The 21,390-nt window shown below is 53.8% G+C and carries 19 protein-coding genes; 7 read left to right on the forward strand and 12 right to left on the reverse strand.

The window, feature by feature from the left end:
• Positions 1–155: 155 nt before the first annotated feature.
• Both ptsP and rppH read right to left on the reverse strand, forming a co-directional pair.
• Positions 156–2,402, reverse strand: coding sequence for a phosphoenolpyruvate--protein phosphotransferase (gene ptsP / locus AAHF05_RS18295; RefSeq protein ID WP_028016914.1), 2,247 nt, complete (start codon positions 2,400–2,402; stop codon positions 156–158).
• A 12-nt stretch (positions 2,403–2,414) separates the two neighbouring features.
• Positions 2,415–2,945, reverse strand: coding sequence for an RNA pyrophosphohydrolase (rppH, locus tag AAHF05_RS18300; RefSeq protein ID WP_013098553.1), 531 nt, complete (start codon positions 2,943–2,945; stop codon positions 2,415–2,417).
• 683 nt (positions 2,946–3,628) lie between these two features.
• On the opposite strand from rppH, the gene mutH reads away from it, so the two are divergent.
• From mutH to AAHF05_RS18315, 3 genes are all read left to right on the forward strand, one after another.
• Positions 3,629–4,321 (forward strand): DNA mismatch repair endonuclease MutH, encoded by a 693-nt coding sequence (gene mutH, locus AAHF05_RS18305; protein WP_129323659.1) that lies wholly within the window; start codon positions 3,629–3,631, stop codon positions 4,319–4,321.
• 128 nt (positions 4,322–4,449) lie between these two features.
• Complete coding sequence (locus tag AAHF05_RS18310; RefSeq protein ID WP_114978579.1) at positions 4,450–4,668, forward strand: YgdI/YgdR family lipoprotein; 219 nt, start codon at positions 4,450–4,452, stop codon at positions 4,666–4,668.
• Positions 4,669–4,800: 132 nt separating this feature from the next.
• Positions 4,801–5,841 carry an NADP(H)-dependent aldo-keto reductase gene (locus tag AAHF05_RS18315; RefSeq protein WP_374936407.1) on the forward strand — a complete coding sequence of 347 codons (1,041 nt, stop codon included), beginning with the start codon at positions 4,801–4,803 and terminating at the stop codon, positions 5,839–5,841.
• A gap of 47 nt (positions 5,842–5,888) precedes the next feature.
• Here AAHF05_RS18315 and lplT read toward each other — a convergent pair whose 3' ends face one another.
• Together lplT and aas are read right to left on the reverse strand one after the other, a co-directional pair.
• Positions 5,889–7,082, reverse strand: coding sequence for a lysophospholipid transporter LplT (gene lplT, locus AAHF05_RS18320; protein WP_028016918.1), 1,194 nt, complete (start codon positions 7,080–7,082; stop codon positions 5,889–5,891).
• Positions 7,075–9,234, reverse strand: coding sequence for a bifunctional acyl-ACP--phospholipid O-acyltransferase/long-chain-fatty-acid--ACP ligase (gene aas / locus AAHF05_RS18325; protein WP_129323661.1), 2,160 nt, complete (start codon positions 9,232–9,234; stop codon positions 7,075–7,077). The genes lplT and aas overlap by 8 nt, the downstream gene beginning before the upstream one ends.
• A gap of 425 nt (positions 9,235–9,659) precedes the next feature.
• On the opposite strand from aas, the gene galR reads away from it, so the two are divergent.
• Positions 9,660–10,676, forward strand: coding sequence for an HTH-type transcriptional regulator GalR (gene galR / locus AAHF05_RS18330; RefSeq protein WP_049006176.1), 1,017 nt, complete (start codon positions 9,660–9,662; stop codon positions 10,674–10,676).
• Here the strand turns inward: galR and AAHF05_RS18335 are convergent.
• On the reverse strand, positions 10,637–11,122 hold the full coding sequence (locus AAHF05_RS18335; RefSeq protein WP_129323662.1) for a GNAT family N-acetyltransferase: 486 nt from the start codon (positions 11,120–11,122) through the stop codon (positions 10,637–10,639). The two genes, galR and AAHF05_RS18335, sit on opposite strands and share 40 nt — an antisense overlap.
• A gap of 232 nt (positions 11,123–11,354) precedes the next feature.
• On the opposite strand from AAHF05_RS18335, the gene AAHF05_RS18340 reads away from it, so the two are divergent.
• Complete coding sequence (locus tag AAHF05_RS18340) at positions 11,355–12,392, forward strand: LacI family DNA-binding transcriptional regulator (protein ID WP_049006174.1); 1,038 nt, start codon at positions 11,355–11,357, stop codon at positions 12,390–12,392.
• On the opposite strand, the gene lysA is transcribed toward AAHF05_RS18340, so the two are convergent.
• Entirely contained in the window at positions 12,362–13,624 is a 1,263-nt protein-coding gene (gene lysA / locus AAHF05_RS18345; RefSeq protein ID WP_129323663.1) for a diaminopimelate decarboxylase, read from the reverse strand. The two genes, AAHF05_RS18340 and lysA, sit on opposite strands and share 31 nt — an antisense overlap.
• Before the next feature lie 122 nt (positions 13,625–13,746).
• Here lysA and AAHF05_RS18350 point away from each other — a divergent pair, with 122 nt between their 5' ends.
• Positions 13,747–14,679, forward strand: a complete 933-nt coding sequence (locus tag AAHF05_RS18350; RefSeq protein WP_129323664.1) for a LysR family transcriptional regulator — start codon at positions 13,747–13,749, stop codon at positions 14,677–14,679.
• Positions 14,680–14,699: 20 nt separating this feature from the next.
• On the opposite strand, the gene AAHF05_RS18355 is transcribed toward AAHF05_RS18350, so the two are convergent.
• A complete protein-coding gene (locus AAHF05_RS18355) occupies positions 14,700–15,248 on the reverse strand; it encodes a flavodoxin family protein (protein ID WP_028016925.1) in 549 nt (182 codons plus the stop codon).
• 189 nt (positions 15,249–15,437) lie between these two features.
• On the opposite strand from AAHF05_RS18355, the gene AAHF05_RS18360 reads away from it, so the two are divergent.
• The gene (locus AAHF05_RS18360) at positions 15,438–15,836 is read left to right on the forward strand and encodes a helix-turn-helix domain-containing protein (protein ID WP_129323665.1); all 399 of its coding nucleotides are present in this window, start codon (positions 15,438–15,440) and stop codon (positions 15,834–15,836) included.
• Positions 15,837–15,863: 27 nt separating this feature from the next.
• Here AAHF05_RS18360 and AAHF05_RS18365 read toward each other — a convergent pair whose 3' ends face one another.
• From AAHF05_RS18365 to kduI, 5 genes are all read right to left on the reverse strand, one after another.
• Complete coding sequence (locus AAHF05_RS18365; protein ID WP_129323666.1) at positions 15,864–16,556, reverse strand: aspartate/glutamate racemase; 693 nt, start codon at positions 16,554–16,556, stop codon at positions 15,864–15,866.
• Positions 16,557–16,645: 89 nt separating this feature from the next.
• Positions 16,646–17,770: an LPS O-antigen length regulator Wzz(fepE) gene (gene wzz(fepE) / locus AAHF05_RS18370; protein ID WP_374936408.1), complete on the reverse strand. Its 1,125-nt coding sequence runs from the start codon at positions 17,768–17,770 to the stop codon at positions 16,646–16,648.
• Between the two features lie 212 nt (positions 17,771–17,982).
• Positions 17,983–19,398: a sugar porter family MFS transporter gene (locus AAHF05_RS18375; RefSeq protein WP_108090399.1), complete on the reverse strand. Its 1,416-nt coding sequence runs from the start codon at positions 19,396–19,398 to the stop codon at positions 17,983–17,985.
• A 312-nt stretch (positions 19,399–19,710) separates the two neighbouring features.
• The gene (kduD, locus tag AAHF05_RS18380) at positions 19,711–20,472 is read right to left on the reverse strand and encodes a 2-dehydro-3-deoxy-D-gluconate 5-dehydrogenase KduD (protein ID WP_129323668.1); all 762 of its coding nucleotides are present in this window, start codon (positions 20,470–20,472) and stop codon (positions 19,711–19,713) included.
• A 63-nt stretch (positions 20,473–20,535) separates the two neighbouring features.
• Positions 20,536–21,372 (reverse strand): 5-dehydro-4-deoxy-D-glucuronate isomerase, encoded by an 837-nt coding sequence (gene kduI, locus AAHF05_RS18385; protein WP_129323669.1) that lies wholly within the window; start codon positions 21,370–21,372, stop codon positions 20,536–20,538.
• Positions 21,373–21,390: the final 18 nt, after the last annotated feature.

Consider the following 21,390-nt stretch of genomic DNA (forward strand, 5'->3'; position numbering starts at 1 on the left):
AGCGGTAGAAATGCGATTCTGCCGTAAGCAGAGGCTCCAAAGTTGCGAATCATAGCATAAGGCGGGCGCGGAGGATGCGCCAGAGATGTAAAAGATGTGTATAGGGTTTTATGCGCGCTGGTGCCCCCCTCCCACAGGGAGAGGGAGAAAGATGATTAGCGCCCGCCGCGGATCAGGCCGCCCATACCGCGTCGTTCCATAAACGCAGCAACCTGATGACGGACTTCAGTAGCCAGTTGCGCTTCCAGGCTGCGTTCAGCCAGCTCTCGGGCATCGTCGATTTCAATATGCCGCAACAGGTACTTCACACGTGCAACGGCGCGACCGTTCATCGACAGATGGCGGTATCCCAGACCAATCAGGATCGCGACGCACATTGAATCCCCGGCCATTTCACCACACAGGCGTAAATCAATCCCGTACTGTTCCGCATCACGAGCGATCATCGCTAACGCGCGGATTATCGCCGGGTGCAGGCTGTCGTAGATACTGGCGACACGGGTGTTGTTACGGTCGACGGCCAGGATATATTGCGTCAGGTCGTTCGTGCCGACAGAGATAAAATCAACCCGGTTGGCCAGTTGCGGCAACATGAAGACCATAGACGGCACTTCGAGCATCACCCCAATCCGCGGTTTCGGGATCGCGTAGCCAATCATCTCTTCGACTTCACGGCCAGCACGTTCGATCAAGCGCCGCGATTCGTCGATCTCATCAATGCTGGTGACCATCGGCAGTAAAATGCTGAGATTGCCCGTCGCGGCATTCGCGCGCAGCATGGCGCGCACCTGGATCAGAAAGATCTCCGGCTGATCGAGCGTAATGCGGATCCCACGCCAGCCCAGGCACGGGTTCTCTTCGCTGATCGGCATATAGGGCAGCTGTTTATCAGCGCCGACATCCAGAGTACGCAGGGTGACAGGTTTATCGTTAAACATTTGCAGCATTCCCTGATACTGCGCAACCTGCTCTTCTTCTGAGGGGAACCCACTTTGCAGCATGAACGGGATTTCGGTGCGGTATAAGCCGATACCATCAATGCGACTGCCAAGCTTTTCTTCGTGCTCAGGGCTTAAGCCGGCGTTGAGCATGACTTTGATCCGCTCACCGCTCTTTAGCTGTGCGGGCAGGTTAACGTCATCTTCTGCCAGCTTGCTTAATTCGTTCTCTTCACTGATAAGACGCTGGTATTCCTGGAGCAGAACCGGCTCAGGATCAACCAACAGCTCACCGCGATAGCCATCGACAACCAGCGTGCGTCGATGCAGCACTGACGGCTGGATATCTGCGCCCATCACGGTAGGAATACCCAGTGCACGCACCATAATGGCAGCGTGTGAGTTGGCGGCACCATCGCGCACTACCACACCGGCCAGCCTGTCCTGAGGCAGCTCAGCCAGCGTCGTCGCGGAGAGTTCATCGGCGACCAGCACAAACCGTTTTGGCCAGGCATTTGGCCCCTGAATGGTGTCATCCAGATGGAACAGCAGTCGTTGTCCCAGGGTTCGGAGATCTCCCGCCCGCTCTTTCAGGTAACCATCAGTCAGTGCCGCAAATTGCTCGGCAAATTTTTCGATAACCTTTTTAACGGCCCACTCCGCGACCGAGCCTTTATCCACTTCCGCAAAAAGCTCGCGACGCAAACGCGCATCGGAAAGCAGGTGTGAATAGAGATCAAAAATGGCCGCCGTCTCTTTTTGCGCACCTGCGGCAAAGCGTTTGCTGTAACGACGAAATTCATTCGCCGCCTCTTCCAGCGCAGCAGTAAGACGCTCGCGCTCAAGCGCTTCATCAAGCGTTGAGGCTTCGTAAACCTGCTCCATTAACGGCAGTGTGGCGTCCATCCAGCCTTCTGCAATCGCCACACCAGGCGATGCCGGAAGGGCGCGAATGCGCGTGTGGCGATACTGACCGAAAAGAGCGGCAAGCTGAGACTGGGAGAGGATCGCCGCCATCTGCGTGGCCAGGGTAACGAGGAAAGACTCTTCGCTTTCATCGTACTGACGCAGCTCACGCTGCTGAACAACCAGCACACCAAGCAACTGGCGACGCTGGATAATCGGCACACCAAGAAACGCGCGGAAGCGCTCCTCTTTTACGGAAGGGATGTATTTAAAACTGGGGTGTTTTTGCGCGTCGGCAAGGTTGATAGGTTCAGCCAGCCGCCCAACCAGACCCACGATACCTTCATCAAATGCGAGCGTTACGGTGCGTCCGCGTGGTTTTTTCAAACCACGGGTTGCCATCAGGTAATAGCAGCGCCGATCGTGGTCGGCCAGATACACCGAACAGACCTCGGTCTCCATCGCAAGACAGATGTCAGTGACCAGAATGTTCAGCGCCTCATTGAGACGCGGAGCACTGGCCACCTTCTCGACTATTTCTCGCAAGCGGGTGAGCATGATTTGCGTAGCTTAACCTCTTTTACGTCGCCAGGCAGGTGCGCTCTGCGGCTTAGGGGGGATCTCCTGAAGCTGCATTACCACACTTGCGAACTCTTTCATCACCCTACGGTAAACATCGCGTTTAAATGACACGACCTGACGAACAGGATACCAATAGCTTACCCAGCGCCAACCATCAAACTCCGGCGTACTGCTGGTTTGCATATTGATGTCTGAATCGTTGCCCACCAACTGCAACAGAAACCACTTCTGTTTCTGGCCGATACAAACCGGCTTTGTGTCCCAACGCACCAAACGTTTCGGTAACTTGTAACGCAACCAGTTGCGGGTCGAAGCCAGGATGCGAACATCTTTTCGGCTTAAACCGACCTCTTCAAAAAGCTCCCGGTACATCGCTTGTTCTGGGGACTCTCCTGGATTGATCCCGCCTTGCGGGAACTGCCAGGAGTGCTGACCATATCGCCGGGCCCACATTACCTGGCCCTGACGATTACAAATTACTATTCCTACGTTCGGGCGGTAGCCATCGTCATCAATCACCGGACTACCCCAAACTAAACCTTATATATGAATGATTGTTTCACACTACAGGGAGGCGGTAAACCACTCTCTTACAGGCCTGCAACCTAATAACATTTGAATAACTCACAAATAAGTGCTGAGTTATAAACAGATAAGAGCCAGCAAAGGGATTTTTATTCACCTTTTCTGTGGATATAGTTGTGAAAAAGTGTCTGATTACCGATGAACAACCTCAATCCCCGTCAGCGCCCCGCTTTCATCAATATTATATAATGACATTATTTTCATGTAGTTAAGTGTGTTACCACAAACAAAACACAGAATAGCGTGACGATCATCACATCAGGGATCGTCGCGCTGATGAAAGATCGAACAGCGTCGGTTTTATCCACAGATTGTGCCAATAAGTTAGGCACAAATTGTCTGAAAATTCGATTTTCATCGCACGTCAAGGCTGTAAATTGAAACAGTAGTCAGGGTTATGCCCAGTTATCCCATTTTTCTGTGGATAACATGGTGTAAGATCCTGTTCATTGTCAGTGACCAGATTTGAACAACCGGTTTTTCTTCTCAGGTGAAACGATTTCAAACTAATAAAAAAACATATAAATCATACACATGGAATATTCGTACAGAAAAAGTTAAACTCTATCCACAGGGGACAATTTCTTCGTTTATTTTTTAATCAAAAGGTTATCTTCATGCATCCGCTTACACCCTTGCTTTCACCTCCATCCAGCGAAGGCCAGTTGCTCCAGCAGGCTCAACGCCTGGCTGGCTTTTCGCTGGGCGAGCTGGCGGCAATGGCCGGGATTCCGATCCCGAAGGATCTGAAACGGGATAAAGGCTGGACGGGCATGCTGCTTGAACTGTGGCTGGGTGCCAGTGCGGGGAGTAAACCAGAGCAAGATTTTGCGGCTCTTGGCGTAGAGTTAAAAACCATTCCCATAGACAGCCAGGGGAAGCCACTTGAGACCACCTTTGTCTGCGTTGCGCCATTAACCGGCAATACCGGTGTGACATGGGAAACCAGCCACGTTCGTCATAAGCTGAAACGCGTGCTTTGGGTACCGGTTGAAGGTGAACGCCACATTCCCCTGGCCGAGCGTCGCGTTGGTGCTCCGGTGCTCTGGAGCCCGAATGAAGAGGAGGAGCATCAATTGCGTCTGGACTGGGAGGAACTGATGGATATGATCGTTCTTGGCCAGGTAGAGCGCATCACAGCCCGACACGGGGAAGTGTTACAGCTGCGTCCGAAGGCAGCCAACAGTAAAGCGCTTACCGAGGCGATCGGTGCGCAGGGCGAGCCAATACTAACGTTACCGCGCGGCTTTTATCTCAAAAAGAATTTCACCGGTGCGCTGCTTGCACGCCATTTTTTACTGAAAACATAGTTTTTTACTCATTTTGAGAGATCCCAAACATAATCATCTGGTTTTTAAGATTTTACCGCTTCCTCCTGCCGGCATATCGGGTTAATACTACACTATGATTTGATACCAGCCAGGTGAGGACGATAACGATGAAAAAATGGGCAGTGTTAATTTCAGCAGTCGGCTTAGCGTTTGCAGTATCGGGCTGTAGCAGTGATTATGTCATGGCGACAAAAGATGGTCGGATGATCCTGACCGACGGCAAACCCGAAGTCGATGATGATACCGGTCTGGTCAGCTATCGTGACCAGGAAGGCAATAAAATGCAGATCAACCGCGACGAAGTCTCACAAATTATCGAGCGATAAACAGAGAGAGGTCAGTCACTTGCTGGCCTTTTTGATTTTTCTCTTCCCCTTTTGCTTCCCCTCTGCCATGTTTATATTCCTTTGTCGGGAAGTTCCTGACGCGGTCTACATGTCTATTGAAGGAAGCCGGCTATGCATTATCACCGTATCCCCCACAGCTCTCTGGAGATAAGCCAATTGGGGTTGGGCACGATGACATTTGGTGAACAAAACAGCGAAGCCGATGCCCATGCGCAACTCGATTATGCCGTCAGCCAGGGGATTAACCTGATTGATGTCGCAGAGATGTACCCTGTCCCCCCGCGTCCGGAAACACAGGGGCTTACCGAAACCTACGTCGGTAACTGGCTGACAAAACGTGGCAACCGTGAAAAGCTGGTCATTGCGTCGAAAGTCAGCGGCCCCGCACGTAATAACGATGCTGGGATCCGTCCAAATCAGATCCTCGATCGCAAGAATATCCGTGCCGCGCTCGATGCCAGCCTGAAGCGCCTGCAAACAGATTATCTCGACCTGTACCAGGTTCACTGGCCTCAGCGTCCAACAAACTGCTTTGGTAAACTCGGCTACAGCTGGAATGAGAGCGCCCCTGCCGTTACGCTACTGGAAACGCTGGAAGCGCTGACCGAGTGCCAGCGAGCGGGTAAAATCCGCTACATCGGCGTATCTAACGAAACGGCCTTTGGTGTGATGCGTTACCTACACCTGGCGGATAAACACGATCTGCCGCGTATCGTTACCATCCAGAATCCGTACAGCCTGCTTAATCGCAGCTATGAAGTGGGACTGGCCGAAGTGACGCAGTATGAAGAAGTGGAACTGCTCGCCTATTCCTGTCTCGGATTTGGCACGCTGACGGGGAAATACCTGAACAGCGCGAAACCGGCTGGCGCGCGTAATACCCTCTTTAGCCGCTTTACCCGCTACAGCGGCGAGCAGACGCAGAAAGCCGTTGCAGCCTATGTAGATATCGCGAAACGTCACGGTCTTGATCCGGCGCAGATGGCGCTGGCCTTCGTACGGCGTCAGCCGTTTGTTGCGAGCACCCTACTGGGCGCGACCACTATGGAACAGTTGAAAACCAACATTGAGAGTTTCCATCTGAACCTGAGTGAAGAGGTGTTAGCGGAGATTGAAGCGGTGCATCAGGTATATACATACCCGGCACCATAGCTGGACGCTTTTGCCGGGTGGCGGCTTCGCCTGACCCGGCAAAGAACTCAACGCCGACGCTGCCAGATCCACAAGCCAGCAATCGCCAGCGCAAACAGCCCACCAAACCCGACGCCAATCCCCACCACCGGCACGCCCACTTTTACCGCCAGCGAGTAAAGTCCCAACATCAACAGCATCGCCAGGTTTTCACCCAGGTTTTGTACCGCAATGGCGTTGCCTGCACCGACAGTTTGCTTGCCACGTTCCTGCAGTAGCGCATTCAGCGGCACCACGAAGAATCCACCCAGAATACCAATCAGGATCAGGAGGGCATAAGCTGGCAATAGCGCGTGTTGCAGCGAGAAAATAAGCACGACTACGCCAATAAGGATCCCTGCCGGCATACAGCGCGCCACCGTCTCAAGCGTCACCAGTTTCGCTGCCGCCCCCGCACCAACAACAATCCCGATTGCGACCATCGCATTAAGGTAGGTTGGAGTCGCATTGTCGGTGATACCCAGCGCCACCGGCACCCATAGCACCAGCAGGAAGCGCAGCGTGACACCCGCTCCCCAGAACATACTGGTTCCCATCAGGGAGAAGCGCGTTTCACCGTTACGCCACAGCACGCGACAGGCGTTGAAGAAACTGCCGGTCATCGGCTTAAAGCGCCAGGATTGTCCCGGGCGTGCAACTGGCAGCTTCGGGATAAACAGGTTAGCCACAACCGCCCCGCCATACACCACCGCACAGACCCCCAGAGCGGCCAGCACATGCCAGTCGGCAAGCACCCCACCCGCAACGGAGCCGAGCAGGATGGCCGCAATGGTGGAAGACTCCATCAGACCATTGGCTTTCACCAGCTTATCACCCGTTGTCAGCTCCCCGAGGATGCCATATTTCGCCGGGGAGTAAGCGGCAGCGCCAATCCCCACCAGCGTATAGCCAATGAACGGATTAAAACCAAAACAAATGCTTGCGGCACCCAGCAATTTCAGGCCGTTAGCAAACATCATCACCCGGCCTTTCGGGAAACTGTCCGCCACCTGCCCCACAAAGGGGGCAAAGATAATGTAAGCGCCCACAAACACCATCTGCAGGATCGGCTGGCTCCAGTCCGGATAAAACTCGGCTTTCAGCAGCGCCAGAGTGGCAAACAACAGCGCGTTATCACCGAACGCAGAGAGAAACTGCGCGGCGATGACCGCCATCATGCCTTTTGATCTGAGCGATGTGTTAGTGTGTACTGACTCACGCATTTTGCTGTTCCGCCTCTTCAACCATGCCTTTCAGGGTCACGAAATCGGGCTTCCCGCTCCCCAGCACCGGGAGCTGCTTCAGGTAGCGAATATCGCGCGGCACCGCCAGTTCAGGGATACCATGTTCACGCGCATAGCTAAGTAGCCTGTCGCGCTTAAGCTCACTGTCAGTGGTAAACAGCACCAGCGCCTCACCTTTGCTGGCATCACTCTTCACCACGGTCGCATGAATCTTATCCGCGGAGACGGCCGTCGCCAGTTGCTCAACCATTTCCAGAGAGACCATTTCGCCGGCAATTTTGGCGAAGCGCTTTGCACGCCCCTGGATCTGCACAAAACCTTGTTCATCAAAACGGACAATATCGCCGGTGTCGTACCATCCCGTTTCAACCTCACCCTTAACGTTTTCCGCCGTCGGCGCTTCCAGCACACCCGGGTTTTCCACGCGCAGATAACCGTTCATCACGTTTGGTCCTTTCAATTGCAGACGGCCACCGTCCTCAATGCCCGGCACGGCCAGCAAGCGCGCATCCATCCCCGGCAGAATTCGGCCAACCGTACCCGGTTTTGCCGCCATCGGCACGTTAATCGAAACCACCGGTGCGCACTCGGTCACACCATAGCCTTCAAGAATGCGCAAACCAAACTTGTCCTGCCAGATTTGACGCGTGCTCTCCTGCAGCTTTTCTGCGCCAGCTACCACATACCGCACGCGATAAAAATCATACGGGTTGGCAAAACGCGCATAGTTACCCAGGAAAGTAGATGTCCCGAACAGGACGGTGCAGTTACGGTCATACACCAGCTCCGGCACAATGCGGTAATGCAGCGGGCTTGGATAGAGGAACACTTCAGCACCGGTCAGCAGCGGCGTAAACAGCCCCACCGTCAGCCCAAAGGAGTGGAACAGCGGTAGCGCCGACATAAAACGGTCTTTCGCAGTAAAGTCAGCAATGCTTTTGATCTGCTCGACGTTCGCCAGAATACTCTTGTGACTGTGGACAACACCTTTGGGGTTACCTTCCGAACCAGAGGTAAAGAGGATAATCGCATCATCTTCCGGCTGCTGTTTGACCTGCGCCAGACGCGGCATCAGCAGGTGCGCAAAAATCCACAGCTTATCGCCAGTGGTCACGTCTGCTTTCAGATCTTCCAGGAAGACCCAGCGCACCTGGGTGAGCTGTTCGGGAAGATGCCAGAGCTTGCCTTTATCCAGGAACTGTCGAGAGGTAAAAACAGTGTTAATCTGAGCGGCGGTGATGGCGCTGGTCAGCCCCTTCACACCCGCCGTGTAGTTCATCATCGCCGGTATACGACCACGCGAAACGGCACCAAAAATCACTGCAGCGCTGATGCCCGCGTTAGGCAGCATCAGACCAATTTTTTCACCCTTCTTACTGTATTTTTCCAGAATGCGGCCCACAAACAGGGTCTTAGTCAGCAGTTTGCGATAGGTATCCGGGATAAAGTTGATGTCTTCGATACAGTTTTTCTTCGCCCCATAGCGGTATTGTGCGGAAAGGAGGGACTCGTAGAGCGTTTCGCGCGGACGAACGGCCATACGCGCTTCCATCATAATCTGGTGCAGCATTTCACCCGCGATTTTACGACGATCGCGGGCACGCGGTGCGTCAGGCATCGGTAACGAGGTTGGCGGCAGAATATGCAGCGTTATTTTGGGGAACAGGCGCTGCTTTACCAGTCCCTTAAGACGGCTGAAGCGGGTTAACTCCGCCCCTTCAATACGCAGTGGCACCACGGTGGCTTTTGACTTTGCCGCCACAAACCCCGCGCCGTCGTAGATTTTCATCAGCGAGCCCGTCACCGAGATGCGTCCCTCAGGGAAAATGACCACCGGACGCCCCTGCTCCACCAGACGTACCAGATGTTTAATCATCATCGGTTTAGTCGGGTCGAGCGGCACGAAATCAATCAGCGGTGTGAGCCAACGCATATACCACTGCTGGCTGATGGAGGTATAAACCGCAAACACCGGACGCACAGGCAAAAACAGCGCCAGTAAAATGCCATCTATAAAGGAAATATGGTTTGGTGTGATAAGAACGCGTTCGCCGCGAAGCGCCTGGGCATCGCCAGTGACGCGGATTCGAAAAAGAATACGAAAAAGTGTACGGAAGAACCCAAATAGCATCTCAACTCCCTTTGCCAGCCAGTGTGGAGGGTTGATAGTAAATGGTGGCAGATTACACGAGAAGTGATACTGGAGCGACAGCTAAAGTGGAGGCGAAAAAAAACCTGCGCATCCGCGCAGGTTGGTGCAAGAGATGAGTACGAAACCGTACTAAGAATTCTCACCAATCAATACCTCTGGGATCTCAACTCTACCAACCTCTTTCACGTCCTCGCTATCGGACAATCGCAACAGCCTGAGGCAAAGTGTAACTAAAGGTTCAGATTGACATTATTCAGACATGACTGGTCGTGTAACGATTACACCGTCAGGGTTGTGCTGCGTCACGTTTGTGGAGAACTGAAATCCACTCCCCTTGAATGCGCACCACTTTTCCGCAACACTACCGGGTGTGTAAACGCTTACCCCCACTAAGAAGGTATTTAATGGCGACAATAAAGGATGTGGCCCGTCTGGCAGGAGTTTCGGTGGCAACCGTCTCGCGCGTGATTAACGACTCGCCAAAAGCCAGTGACGCATCACGCCAGGCTGTGCAAAACGCCATGGAATCCCTGAACTACCATCCCAATGCCAATGCCCGCGCGCTGGCCCAGCAGTCCACTGAAACCATTGGGCTGGTTGTGGGTGACGTGTCTGATCCCTTTTTCGGCGCGATGGTTAAAGCGGTGGAGCAAGTGTCTTATCAGACAGGCAATTTTTTGCTGATCGGTAATGGCTACCATAATGAACAAAAAGAACGCCAGGCCATCGAACAGCTTATCCGCCACCGCTGCGCGGCGCTGGTTGTTCACGCCAAAATGCTTCCCGATACCGAACTTATTCATCTGATGAAGCAGATCCCCGGCATGGTGATCATCAACCGTATTATTCCCGGGTTTGAAAAACGCTGCGTGGCGCTCGATGACCGCTATGGTGCCTGGCTCGCGACCCGTCATCTGATTCAACAGGGACACACACGAATTGGTTATCTCTGTTCAAACCATCCCATTTCTGATGCGGAAGATCGGCTACAAGGTTACTACGATGCCTTGCGCGAAAACGGTCTCCCGTGTAATGACCGCCTGGTAGCCTACGGTGAGCCGGATGAGAGCGGCGGTGAGCAGACTATGACTGAGCTGCTTGGCCGTGGACGAAATTTCACCGCCGTTGCCTGTTATAACGACTCCATGGCCGCCGGGGCAATGGGGGTGCTAAATGACAACGGGATTGAGGTGCCGTCAGAAATTTCACTCATTGGTTTCGATGATGTGCTGGTCTCCCGCTACGTGCGCCCGCGCCTGACCACGGTACGTTATCCTATCATCACGATGGCAACGCAGGCCGCAGAGCTGGCGTTAGCCCTGGCTGAGAAACGCCAGCCACCGGACATTACCCATCTCTTCAGCCCGACCTTAGTGCGCCGTCACTCCGTAGCATCGCCAGCAGAAGCAGGAGAGGAATAGCGATAAAGGTGTACCGTTTTATTCGGGTACTCCAGTGCATCGCCAATATACTGCCAGCCGTAACGTTCATAGAAGTCACGGCAGGCAGACCACAAATGCAGCTCGCGATACCCGGCCTGAGCAGCATAGGTCATAACATGCTGCTGGAGTTTCCCGGCTAACCCTTTACCACGCGCCGCGTCGTCAACGTACAACGCCGCCAGCCACGGGAAGAGATCCTGCCGGGTGATCAGATCGCAACGCCAGAGCCCCACAGTGCCGAGAAGCTGTTCGTTTTGCACAGCAATAAAGGTCAATGGCAAAGCACCCGGCGTCTGGCTGTGCTCAACAATGCTATGAAAAAACGCCCGGGGAAGCCCCTCACCAAAGGCGTGCCAGATCCAGTCGGTCACTTGCTCCGCATACTGCGGTGCGGCGTAAAGCGGCAGAATGTCAGCCTTATCCATGTTTTACCTGTGTTTTTCAGTTCGATGCTCAGGCCTGATGCCCCCGGCCAGTTTGTACACTATTTTACCAGAACCCGGCCATTTTCGTTGACTGCGGGCAGGCCGTTATGTCGGCGGGCGGATCGTTACCAAAAAGCGTGATCGTGGCAGAAGTTTTGCGTCCCCCGCATCGCTTATACGCTGCGAGGTCTGTGTTAAACTGCAGACCATTACGTGGAAGCAGGAATGTAGAATGGCAACAATGCTGGATGTCTCACTGCGTGCGGGCGTGTCGAAGGCCACGGTATCGCGCGTACTGAACGGCACAGGTCAGGTTAAAGAGAGTACGCGTCAGCAGGTGTTTGCTGCGATGGAAGAGCTGGGCTACCGCCCGAACTTTCTCGCGCGTTCACTGGCTAACCAGACCAGCAACAGCATTGGTCTGGTCGTCTCAACCTTCGATGGTTTTTACTTTGGTCGCCTTCTGCAACAGGCATCACGGCAGACCGAAACCCACGGGAAACAGCTGATCGTCACGGATGGACACGACGCACCAGAGCAGGAAGAACAGGCAGTGCAGATGCTGGCCGATCGCAAATGTGATGCCATTGTGCTGTACACGCGTTATATGAGCGAAAAAGCGATCATCAAACTGATGAATACCGTGCAAACCCCGCTGGTGGTTATCAACCGTGAAGTCAGCCAGGCGCCGGATCGCTGTGTGTTCTTCGAACAACAGGATGCTGCCTTTAAGGCAGTGGATTACCTGATCAATCAGGGTCACCGGGAGATCGCCTGTATCACCGTCCCGATCCATACCCCAACCGGGAAAGCGAGACTGATGGGCTACCGTAAGGCTCTGGAAAAGCACGGCATTCGTCTGGACGAACGCCGGGTAAAGTATGGCGATGCGGGAATGACGCGGGGATATGAGCTGTGTAAAGAGCTCATTGCCGATGGCGTGTCGTTTAGCGCCCTGTTTGCCTGTAACGATGATATGGCGCTGGGTGCATCCAAAGCGTTACACCAGGCGGGGCTTAAGATCCCGCAGGATATTTCGCTGTTCGGTTTTGACGATGCCCCAAGCGCAAAATGGCTGGAACCTGCACTTTCATCGGTTTATCTGCCCATCGACAATATGATTGTCACCGCTATCGATCAGGCCATCAGGCTGGCAAAAAACCAGCCTGTCGATGCGATCCCGCCGTTTACCGGCACGCTGGTACTTCGCGATTCGGTCACCACGGGGCCGTACTTTAATCAAATGAGTTCCAGCGCCAGCAGTTCCTGAATGGTCTGGCGACGGCGGATCAGCCGTGCCTTGCCGTGATCAAACAACACTTCCGGCAGCAGCGGGCGACTATTGTAGTTAGATGACATAGAAGCCCCATACGCACCAGTATCATGCAGCACAAGATAATCGCCAGGTTTGACCTCTGGCAGCGCACGTGTTTCCACTTTGCCACCTTCCTGCTGAGTGAACACGTCACCCGATTCGCACAGCGGCCCCGCAACGACTGTCTCACGGCGCGGCGCGTGCGTTAAATCGCGACCATCGGCAGCCAGTGCCGTTATATGGTGATAGCTGCCGTACATGGACGGACGCATCAGGTCGTTAAAACCGGCATCAATCAACACGAAATGACGTGAGCCCATCTCTTTCACACTGCGAACCTGCGCCACCAGCACGCCGGCTTCGGCAACCAGGAAACGCCCCGGCTCAATTTCCAGCTTCACAGCGTGACCCAGATGCGCAGCGATTTGGTCACGCGCGGCGCTCCACAGACCGTAATAGTGATCGGTATCGATCGCCTCTTCACCTTCACGGTAAGGAATAGAAAGCCCGCCACCTGCGGAGATCGCCTCCAGGTCCTGACCAAAATCGACAACCTGACGCACCATCGCCCCGCAGACCTGCTCAAGATGTGCATAATCCACGCCAGAGCCAATGTGCATATGAATGCCGACCAGCTTCAGATTATAACGCTGCAACACGTCAAGCGCGGCTGGCATATCGGCATACCAGATACCGTGTTTGCTGTTTTCGCCGCCGGTGTTGGTTTTTTGGCTATGACCATGACCAAAACCCGGGTTCACGCGTAACCAGACGCGATGACCTGGTGAAACCTGGCCTAGCTGCTCAAGCATATCCACAGACCCGGCATTCACCGGTACCTGCAATTCATGTACGCGCGCAAGCGTCGCATCATCGATCACATCGGCAGTGAAGACGATCGCATCTGGATCGGTTTTCGGATCAAACCCGGCCACCAGCGCACGCTCGATTTCGCCCAGTGAAACGGAATCCACTTTCACGCCCTGCTCACGCATCAGGCGCAGAATGTGAATATTGGAGCATGCCTTTTGAGCAAAGCGCACCAAGTCAAACTGATGCAGAGCGGCGATCTTCTCGCGAACGATCTGCGCGTCGTAGACCCACACCGGGCAGCCAAACTCGGCTGGCAAGCGCAGCAGGTTTTCAGCGTTCAAATCGGTATCAGTCTGGTCGAGTGGGCGTGGCATGGTCTTCTCCGGATAAATTCATTTTTTATGATTACGCCACAGCGGAAAAAGAATAAAAAATATCGTTTTATCGTGAGTCTATGCAAAAATGATATGGATACTCCTCTGCTTTCAGGTGCCCTATGCCCGCCGTCAACTTACGCCATATCGAGATTTTTCACGCTGTGATGACCACCGGCAATCTCACCGAAGCCGCGCAGATGCTGCATACCTCACAGCCGACGGTGAGCCGGGAACTGGCACGCTTCGAGCAGGTGCTTGAGTTGAAGCTGTTTGAACGCACCCGCGGCAGGTTACACCCAACGGTGCAAGGGTTGCGTCTGTTCGAGGAAGTTCAGCGCTCCTGGTACGGGCTGGACCGAATTGTCAGCGCGGCGGAGAGCCTGCGTGAATTTCGCCAGGGCGAGCTGTCGATTGTCTGTCTGCCCGTGTTTTCGCAGTCGTTTCTGCCGATGCTGATACAGCCTTTTCTGGCCCGTTATCCCGAGGTGAACCTGACCATCGTCCCGCAGGAGTCACCGCTGCTTGAAGAGTGGCTTTCGGCGCAGCGTCATGACCTGGGATTAACCGAAACCCTCGCTACGCCGGCGGGAACGCAGCGCACAGAATTACTGGCGCTAGATGAGGTCTGCGTCCTGCCTGCTGGCCATCCCCTTGCCAAAAAAAGCGTACTGACCCCTGCGGATTTCCACGGCGAGAACTACATCAGCCTGTCACAGACGGACAGCTACCGACAGCTGCTGGATACGCTCTTTACCGAGCATCGGGTGAAACGAAGAATGGTGGTCGAAACGCACAGTGCCGCATCTATTTGCGCAATGGTTCGTGCCGGCGTGGGCGTCGCGGTGGTTAATCCGCTCACGGCGCTGGATTATGCGGAAAGTGGGATTGTGGTTCGACAGTTTAGCGTTTCAGTCCCCTTTACCGTCAGCCTGATCCGCCCGATGCATCGTCCGGCCTCTGCGCTGGTAGACGCGTTCAGCGAACATCTGCAAAGTGGGTTAAGCACGCTAACCGCACAACTGAAGAAGGTACTGGAAAAGACGCCCGACTAAGTCAGCGGGCGTCCTCTGACTCAGTTAAAACGCTTAGCCACAGCGGCAACACGCTCACCGAATTTTACTGCCGTTTGCAGATCGCCGCTGGCAATCGCGCCCGCATCCGCATCTGACGGAGACTGTACCAGCAGCCCGACAGAGCCACCGAGGTTGTTGATATCCTGACGCGTTGCAGCCTGCGTATTCGATGGTGGCAGGCCCAGGCTCACCCAAATCCCACCATGCTGCGATGCCAGCGTTTGCAGGTATTGCAGGGAAACTTGCTTGTCACCGTTCAGGCTCGCACTGTTACTGAAGCCCGCGAACACTTTATCCTGCCAGCTGCGAACGAACCAGGCTTTAGAGGTGGCATCAGCAAATTTCTTAAACTGCCACGGCACACCGCCCATGTAAGTTGGCGCACCAAAAATAATCGCCTTTGCCTCGTTCAATTTTTGCCAGTCGCTTTCCTGAATTTCACCATTGCTGTCGATGGCGATCAGTTCAGCCTGCGCGCCCTCTGCGACTGTTTCAGCAACACGTTGGGTGTGGCCGTAGCCTGAATAATAGATAACTACAACGCTCATAATAGATCTCCTGATGCAATATTGCCTTGTGAGTCAAAAGATTAAGACGGTTTTAAAATTGCTCTGCGAGCAGTTGCCATTTTCGGTTCCCTGGTATCAAATAGAAACCTTACGTCGTTTTATACACGCAAATATTCGCGGGCGTAAGAAGGCACTTTTACCTCACCTGGTTACCTCGAGGGAACCACCATGACTGAGTCTGTCGTACTGAAAAAGGAGATACCTCCTTATAACGTGTTCGATGAGCGCTGCCCTACCCGCGACGTGCTGGCGCGTATCGCCGACAAATGGGCGCTGCTGATCCTCGCGCGTCTTGAAAACGGGCCAATGCGCTTTAACAAGCTGCAACGGGATATTCAGCGGATCACCAAAAAGGTACTGACCCAGGCATTACGCAAGCTGGAACGCGATGGGCTGGTTTCACGTGAGGTTTTCGCGACCGTTCCGGTGACGGTGGAGTACAGTCTGACGCCGCTGGGACAGGCGTTAACCGAAACAGTGACCGTGCTGGCACACTGGGTGGAAAGTAATATGGATGCGATTGTGGCGGCGCAATCCGCTTATGACGCCGCCAATGCACAGACCTGAGCCGGGACGTTCCCGGCGCAAGCCCGCTCAGGAGAGCATAAACTCCACGGCATCGGCAGCATGAATCGCTGTGGTATCAAACACCGGGATTGGGCTGCGCGCTACCGGAACCAGTAAGCCGATCTCAGTACAGCCAAAGATCACACCTTCTGCCCCCTGCTGTGCAAGCTTCTCGATCACGCTGACGTAATACGCGCGGGAAGGTTCACTGAATGTCCCCAGGCAAAGCTCATCAAAGATAATCTGATTGATGCGTTTCCGGTCAGCCTCATCCGGGATCAGGCTTTCAATCCCAAACTCACTACTCAAGCGACCGCGATAGAAATCCTGCTCCATGGTATAGCGCGTACCCAGCAGTGCCACACGCGAAATTCCGGATGCAGCAATTTTACGCCCGGTCGCATCGGCGATATGCAGAAAGGGTAACGAGCAACGCTCTTCTATCCGGGAAGCAACTTTATGCATGGTGTTCGTACAGAGCAAAATTCCCTCTGCTCCCGCACGCTCCAGCCCCAGCGCCGCCTGTGCCAGGATCTCCCCGGCTTTATCCCATTCACCGCTCGACTGGCAGGCCTCGATTTCATGGAAATCAACGCTGTGCAGCAGCAAGCTTGCGGAGTGCAGGCCGCCCAGACGCTGCTTTACCCCTTCATTAATCAGGCGGTAATACGGGATTGTTGATTCCCAGCTCATTCCACCTAACAGACCGATTGTTTTCATCACCCCTCCTTATCTCTTGTCTCTCTTTTAACACAACCGACGCCAATAAAAAAAGGCGCTGTATTCAGCGCCTTGTTAACCTGCAGAGTTTATTCCGTCACCGGCTCCGGCAGCGGATTACGGGTGAGCATCGCTTCGCGCAATAAAACGCTACCGCAGGCAAACAGCCCCCCCAGAAGCGCCGCCAGAACGACAATCAATGCCTTACCCGGACCATCTTTTTTCACCGGCATGGAGGGGGAAAGCTGGTATCTGAATGGCTCAAGTTTGACATCGGCAAAGGAGAGTTTTTTCAGCTGCGCCAGGTGGTATTCGCGGTTCTGGAAATCCGCATTCAGCTCGGTCACGTCCTTCAGATTTTTTTCAATCTGCAGCTTTTGTGCGATCCCGTCAGCGCCGAGCGAAACAGAGTAGTCCGGGTCATCTTTTACCGCCTGTCCGTTGCTGTAGACCGGCTTCTTGATGCCTGCTGCATTCGCCACTTCCAGCGAATAATTCAGTCGCTGCAGGTTAGTATTGTGAATATTGGTCAGGCGGACGCGATCCAGTTCCAGCTGCTGCTCAACAACGTTCTTTTTGAGGGCGATCTGGTCACGGATATTCTGCACCGTCTCTTTCTCGACAATAGCCGTAATAGAGTCGATATATCCCTCCAGGACGGATTGGGCATCACCCGCTGTCGGCGCGGTGAAGCTTAATGTCCAGGAGACAAATGGCGCTTTGTCCGCGTCTTTTCCCTGGGCGTCATTCACCGCTTTCATTCCATCTGAGATATTGACTATCGCCCGATGCAGTTCAAGCGGATCCACCTCGGCGTCTTTAAGCTGCGACATCACGTAAGGAGAGGATTTCAGATACTCTTCAAGCAATGACTGCGACTGAAACTTTTTAATGAACAGGTCAAAGACTTCCGGACGGGTAATCTTCACGTCTACATCAAGCACCTGTAATGCCACCATCATCTGGCGCAGCGGGTTCCACTGCGATTGTTCTGCCGGGGTAATCACCGCTTTACTGGTCCACTTCTGCGGCAGTAAAAATGAAACGGCCAACCCCACCAGTGCAAAAACAAGGGTAATGGTGACAATACGCTTTTTCGCTGCCACAAGAACTGCTACCAGGCCGAGAAGATCTATCTCTTTAGCGTGTACGGCCGGGGGGGCATAATGGGGAAAATCAAGATCGGTGCTTTTTTTGATATCCATCTCAGACATATGAAATATTTTTAGGATGCAGTGCATCTTTGCTCAAACGTTAGCGGTGGTCCGATGATACCGCAACTTAAGAATTATCTTAAAATGAAATCTTTTGATTTATCTGTCCCCTGCCAAAATTAGTAGTGAATTTCACCACCTGATTATTGTGATTAAGCGCCCCCTTTATGCCCTTCCGGCATACGTTGTAAGCGCTTAAACAGGCAATACGATCACACGCCTATATTACGCAGTTTCTCTCCCGCCATCAGCTTGCGTTCAATATGTTCCAGCGTGACGCCTTTTGTTTCTGGAATTAACCAGAACGTGACGCCAATAAACGCCACGTTCAGCACCGTATAGAGCCAGAACGTTCCCGCCGCGCCAATTGCGTCCAGCAGCGTCAGGAATGTCGCGCCGATGATCATATTCGATACCCAGTTGGTGGTCGTGGAACAGGTGATGCCAAAGTCACGGCATTTGAGCGGCTGAATTTCGGAGCACAAGATCCACACCACAGGCGCGGCGCTCATCGCATACCCGGCAATACACATCATGGTCATACCGACGGAGAGCCAGGAAAGACCACTTGAGGCCGTACCGTTATCAAACTGCATCAGGCAGTATCCGAGGATCAGCGTACCGAGCGCCATTACGCTGAAACCAATTTTCAGCGCCGGCTTGCGTCCGGCTTTATCCACGGTGAACACCGCAATAAAAGTGGCGAACATAAAGGTAAGCCCCACCACCAGTGTGGCCATCATCTGCTGTTCCGTGGTAGTGAATCCCGCCATTTTGAATATGCGCGGCGCGTAGTACATGATGATATTCATCCCGGTGAACTGCTGCATTGCCTGCAGCAACATGCCGAGGAACACCGCGCGGCGCACGTTGCGGTTGATCTTAAATAACGCCCAGCCTCCCTGCTTCAGCTTCAGGCTTTCACGGATCTCGTTCAGCTCTTCCCGTGCTTTTTCCGAGGTATCGCGCAACATGCGCAGCACCTCTTCGGCTTCCACATGACGTCCTTTTTGCGCCAGCCAGCGCGGACTGTTTGGCAGGAAAACCACCAGTACAATCAGCACCAGTGCCGGTAAAGCCAGCACGCCGAGCATCGCGCGCCAGTTGCCGCTGTAGCTGAAGTAGGTATCGGACAGGAACGCCAAAACAATACCCAGCGTCACCATCAGTTGATACATGCTGATCATCCTGCCACGCACGTTTTCACTCGCCATTTCGGAGAGGTAGAGCGGTGCCGTATAAGAAGCAATCCCGACCGCCACACCGAGCAGCACACGGGAAAGCAGCAACACTTCAACGTTCGTGGCAAACGCGGAACCAATGGAGCCGGCAACAAACAGAATCGCCCCGACCATCAGGCTGTACTTACGCCCCAGGCGGAACGAGAGCCAGCCATTAAACAGCGCGCCGATGGCCGCGCCGAGCATCATGCTACTCACCACCCACTCCTGCAGACGGCTACTCAGGGTAAAGTGATCGGTTATAAACGGTAATGCACCGGCGATCACGCCGATATCCAGTCCAAATAATAAGCCCGCTACCGCGGCCGCAATGGAAACAAACTGATTCATGCGGCGGGTATCACGCAGCGCAGCGGGCATAAGGGTAGAGTCATTTATAGATGTCATATTTTTCCTGCCTCAACAGCAAAATTCGTTAACTGAAATTACGAGAAAGCGAGGAAAAGTGTCAGGCCGGAAATCGCGAAGTTATGGATTATTCCGCTACGGCATACGGTTCTGTGATGGACATTACAATTTCAACTCGTGGCGAAAAATCACGTATTTTTACTAATCAATTAATATTTAAGAAATAAAAGTGTGATTACCGTCATTTATGATTTTTCAGTATGGATTTTTCATCTTTACCGATATGGACTAAGCCAATTTTACGTAAAAAAAACCTCCGCCCATGGGCAGAGGTGCTTAATACAGATGGAATTAACGCGCCAGCCAGCCACCGTCTACAGCCACGGTGTAACCGTTGATGTAATCCGATGCCGGGGAGGCCAGGAAGACAATCGGCCCCATAAGATCGCCCGGCAGCCCCCAACGGCCAGCAGGAATACGTTCAAGGATTTCCGCGCTACGCTGTTCATCCGCACGCAGCTGCTGCGTGTTGTTGGTCGCCATGTAGCCCGGTGCAATCGCATTGACGTTGATATTATGTTTCGCCCATTCGTTTGCAAGCAGGCGGGTCACGCCCATTACGGCGCTTTTGGACGCGGTGTAAGACGGCACGCGGATACCGCCCTGGAAAGAGAGCATCGAGGCAATATTAATGATCTTGCCGCCTTTCCCTTGTGCGATGAAGTGCTTCGCCGCTGCCTGGGACATAAAGAACACGCTCTTGATGTTCAGATCCATCACGTCGTCCCAGTCGCGTTCAGTGAAGCTAATCGCATCTTCACGACGAATCAGTCCGGCATTGTTTACCAGAATGTCGATATGCCCGAATTCCGCGACAGCACGTTCCAGCAGTTCAGGAATGGCGTCGATTTTACGCAGATCGGTAGTCAGGCTCAGGAAACGGCGACCCAGTGCCGTCACGCGTTCAATGGTTTCAGTCGGTTCAACAATATTAATCCCCACAATATCGCAACCCGCTTCCGCCAGACCTAACGCCATCCCCTGACCCAGTCCGGTGTCACACCCGGAAACCACAGCCACTTTCCCCTGAAGAGAGAATGAATCCAGAATCATGTTTATTCCTTACTCTTTCAACGCCTGTCACTCACAGGCAGGTTTATGCTTCACTGCCCGCGACTAGCGCAGATCGCTGACCGCAATATGGTCCATATCATCGAAGACCTGGTTTTCGCCCACCATTCCCCAGATAAAGGTGTAGGCTTTCGTCCCTACGCCGGAGTGAATGGACCAGCTCGGTGAAATCACCGCCTGCTCGTTATGCATCACGATATGGCGCGTTTCCTGCGGCTGTCCCATCATGTGGAACACGCAGGCGTCCTCGTCCATGTTGAAATAGAAGTAGACTTCCATGCGGCGCTCGTGGGTGTGGCACGGCATGGTGTTCCACAGGTTACCCGGCGCGAGTTCGGTCAGCCCCATGCTGAGCTGGCAGGTCTCCAGCACATCCGGCACGAAGTATTTATTGATGGTGCGGCGATTGCTGGTGAGGTTGTCGCCCAGCGTCACGGGTGCGACGTCTGCCGTGGTCACTTTTTTGGTTGGGTAGGTAGAGTGAGCCGGCGCGCAGTTGTAGTAAAACTTCGCGGGTTTGCTGCCGTCGATGCTGGCGAAGACCACGTCTTTTGCCCCTTTACCCACGTAAAGCGCCTCGCGATGGCCAATCTCATAGCACTGTCCGTCTACGGTGATGGTACCCGGCCCGCCGATGTTAATCACACCCAGCTCGCGACGCTCGAGGAAATAGCTCACGCCCAGCTGTTTACCGACCTCACCGCCAACGGAGACGCTGCGCGTGACGGGCATAATCCCGCCCACAATAATGCGGTCGATATGGCTGTAGACCAGGGTGTACTTGTCGGCCTCGAACACCTGCTCGACTAAAAACTCATTGCGCAGCCCTTGAGTGTCCAGCGTTTTGGCGTGCGCACTGTGGATGCTTTGTCTGATGTCCACGATAACCTCCAGATGTGG

This window comes from Enterobacter adelaidei (genome assembly GCF_041937165.1).
In the GTDB taxonomy this organism is placed as follows: Bacteria; Pseudomonadota; Gammaproteobacteria; order Enterobacterales; family Enterobacteriaceae; genus Enterobacter; species Enterobacter adelaidei.

What these genes read in the sequence shown, in the direction of transcription:
- ptsP (WP_028016914.1), bottom strand. Translation starts at nt 2,402, where the DNA reads ATGCTCACCCGCTTGCGAGAAATAGTCGAGAAGGTGGCCAGTGCTCCG.
- lplT (WP_028016918.1), bottom strand. Translation starts at nt 7,082, where the DNA reads ATGCGTGAGTCAGTACACACTAACACATCGCTCAGATCAAAAGGCATG.
- AAHF05_RS18340 (WP_049006174.1), top strand. Translation starts at nt 11,355, where the DNA reads ATGGCAACAATGCTGGATGTCTCACTGCGTGCGGGCGTGTCGAAGGCC.
- galR (WP_049006176.1), top strand. Translation starts at nt 9,660, where the DNA reads ATGGCGACAATAAAGGATGTGGCCCGTCTGGCAGGAGTTTCGGTGGCA.
- AAHF05_RS18350 (WP_129323664.1), top strand. Translation starts at nt 13,747, where the DNA reads ATGCCCGCCGTCAACTTACGCCATATCGAGATTTTTCACGCTGTGATG.
- lysA (WP_129323663.1), bottom strand. Translation starts at nt 13,624, where the DNA reads ATGCCACGCCCACTCGACCAGACTGATACCGATTTGAACGCTGAAAAC.
- AAHF05_RS18315 (WP_374936407.1), top strand. Translation starts at nt 4,801, where the DNA reads ATGCATTATCACCGTATCCCCCACAGCTCTCTGGAGATAAGCCAATTG.
- AAHF05_RS18360 (WP_129323665.1), top strand. Translation starts at nt 15,438, where the DNA reads ATGACTGAGTCTGTCGTACTGAAAAAGGAGATACCTCCTTATAACGTG.
- AAHF05_RS18355 (WP_028016925.1), bottom strand. Translation starts at nt 15,248, where the DNA reads ATGAGCGTTGTAGTTATCTATTATTCAGGCTACGGCCACACCCAACGT.
- kduD (WP_129323668.1), bottom strand. Translation starts at nt 20,472, where the DNA reads ATGATTCTGGATTCATTCTCTCTTCAGGGGAAAGTGGCTGTGGTTTCC.
- AAHF05_RS18375 (WP_108090399.1), bottom strand. Translation starts at nt 19,398, where the DNA reads ATGACATCTATAAATGACTCTACCCTTATGCCCGCTGCGCTGCGTGAT.
- mutH (WP_129323659.1), top strand. Translation starts at nt 3,629, where the DNA reads ATGCATCCGCTTACACCCTTGCTTTCACCTCCATCCAGCGAAGGCCAG.
- AAHF05_RS18310 (WP_114978579.1), top strand. Translation starts at nt 4,450, where the DNA reads ATGAAAAAATGGGCAGTGTTAATTTCAGCAGTCGGCTTAGCGTTTGCA.
- AAHF05_RS18365 (WP_129323666.1), bottom strand. Translation starts at nt 16,556, where the DNA reads ATGAAAACAATCGGTCTGTTAGGTGGAATGAGCTGGGAATCAACAATC.
- aas (WP_129323661.1), bottom strand. Translation starts at nt 9,234, where the DNA reads ATGCTATTTGGGTTCTTCCGTACACTTTTTCGTATTCTTTTTCGAATC.
- AAHF05_RS18335 (WP_129323662.1), bottom strand. Translation starts at nt 11,122, where the DNA reads ATGGATAAGGCTGACATTCTGCCGCTTTACGCCGCACCGCAGTATGCG.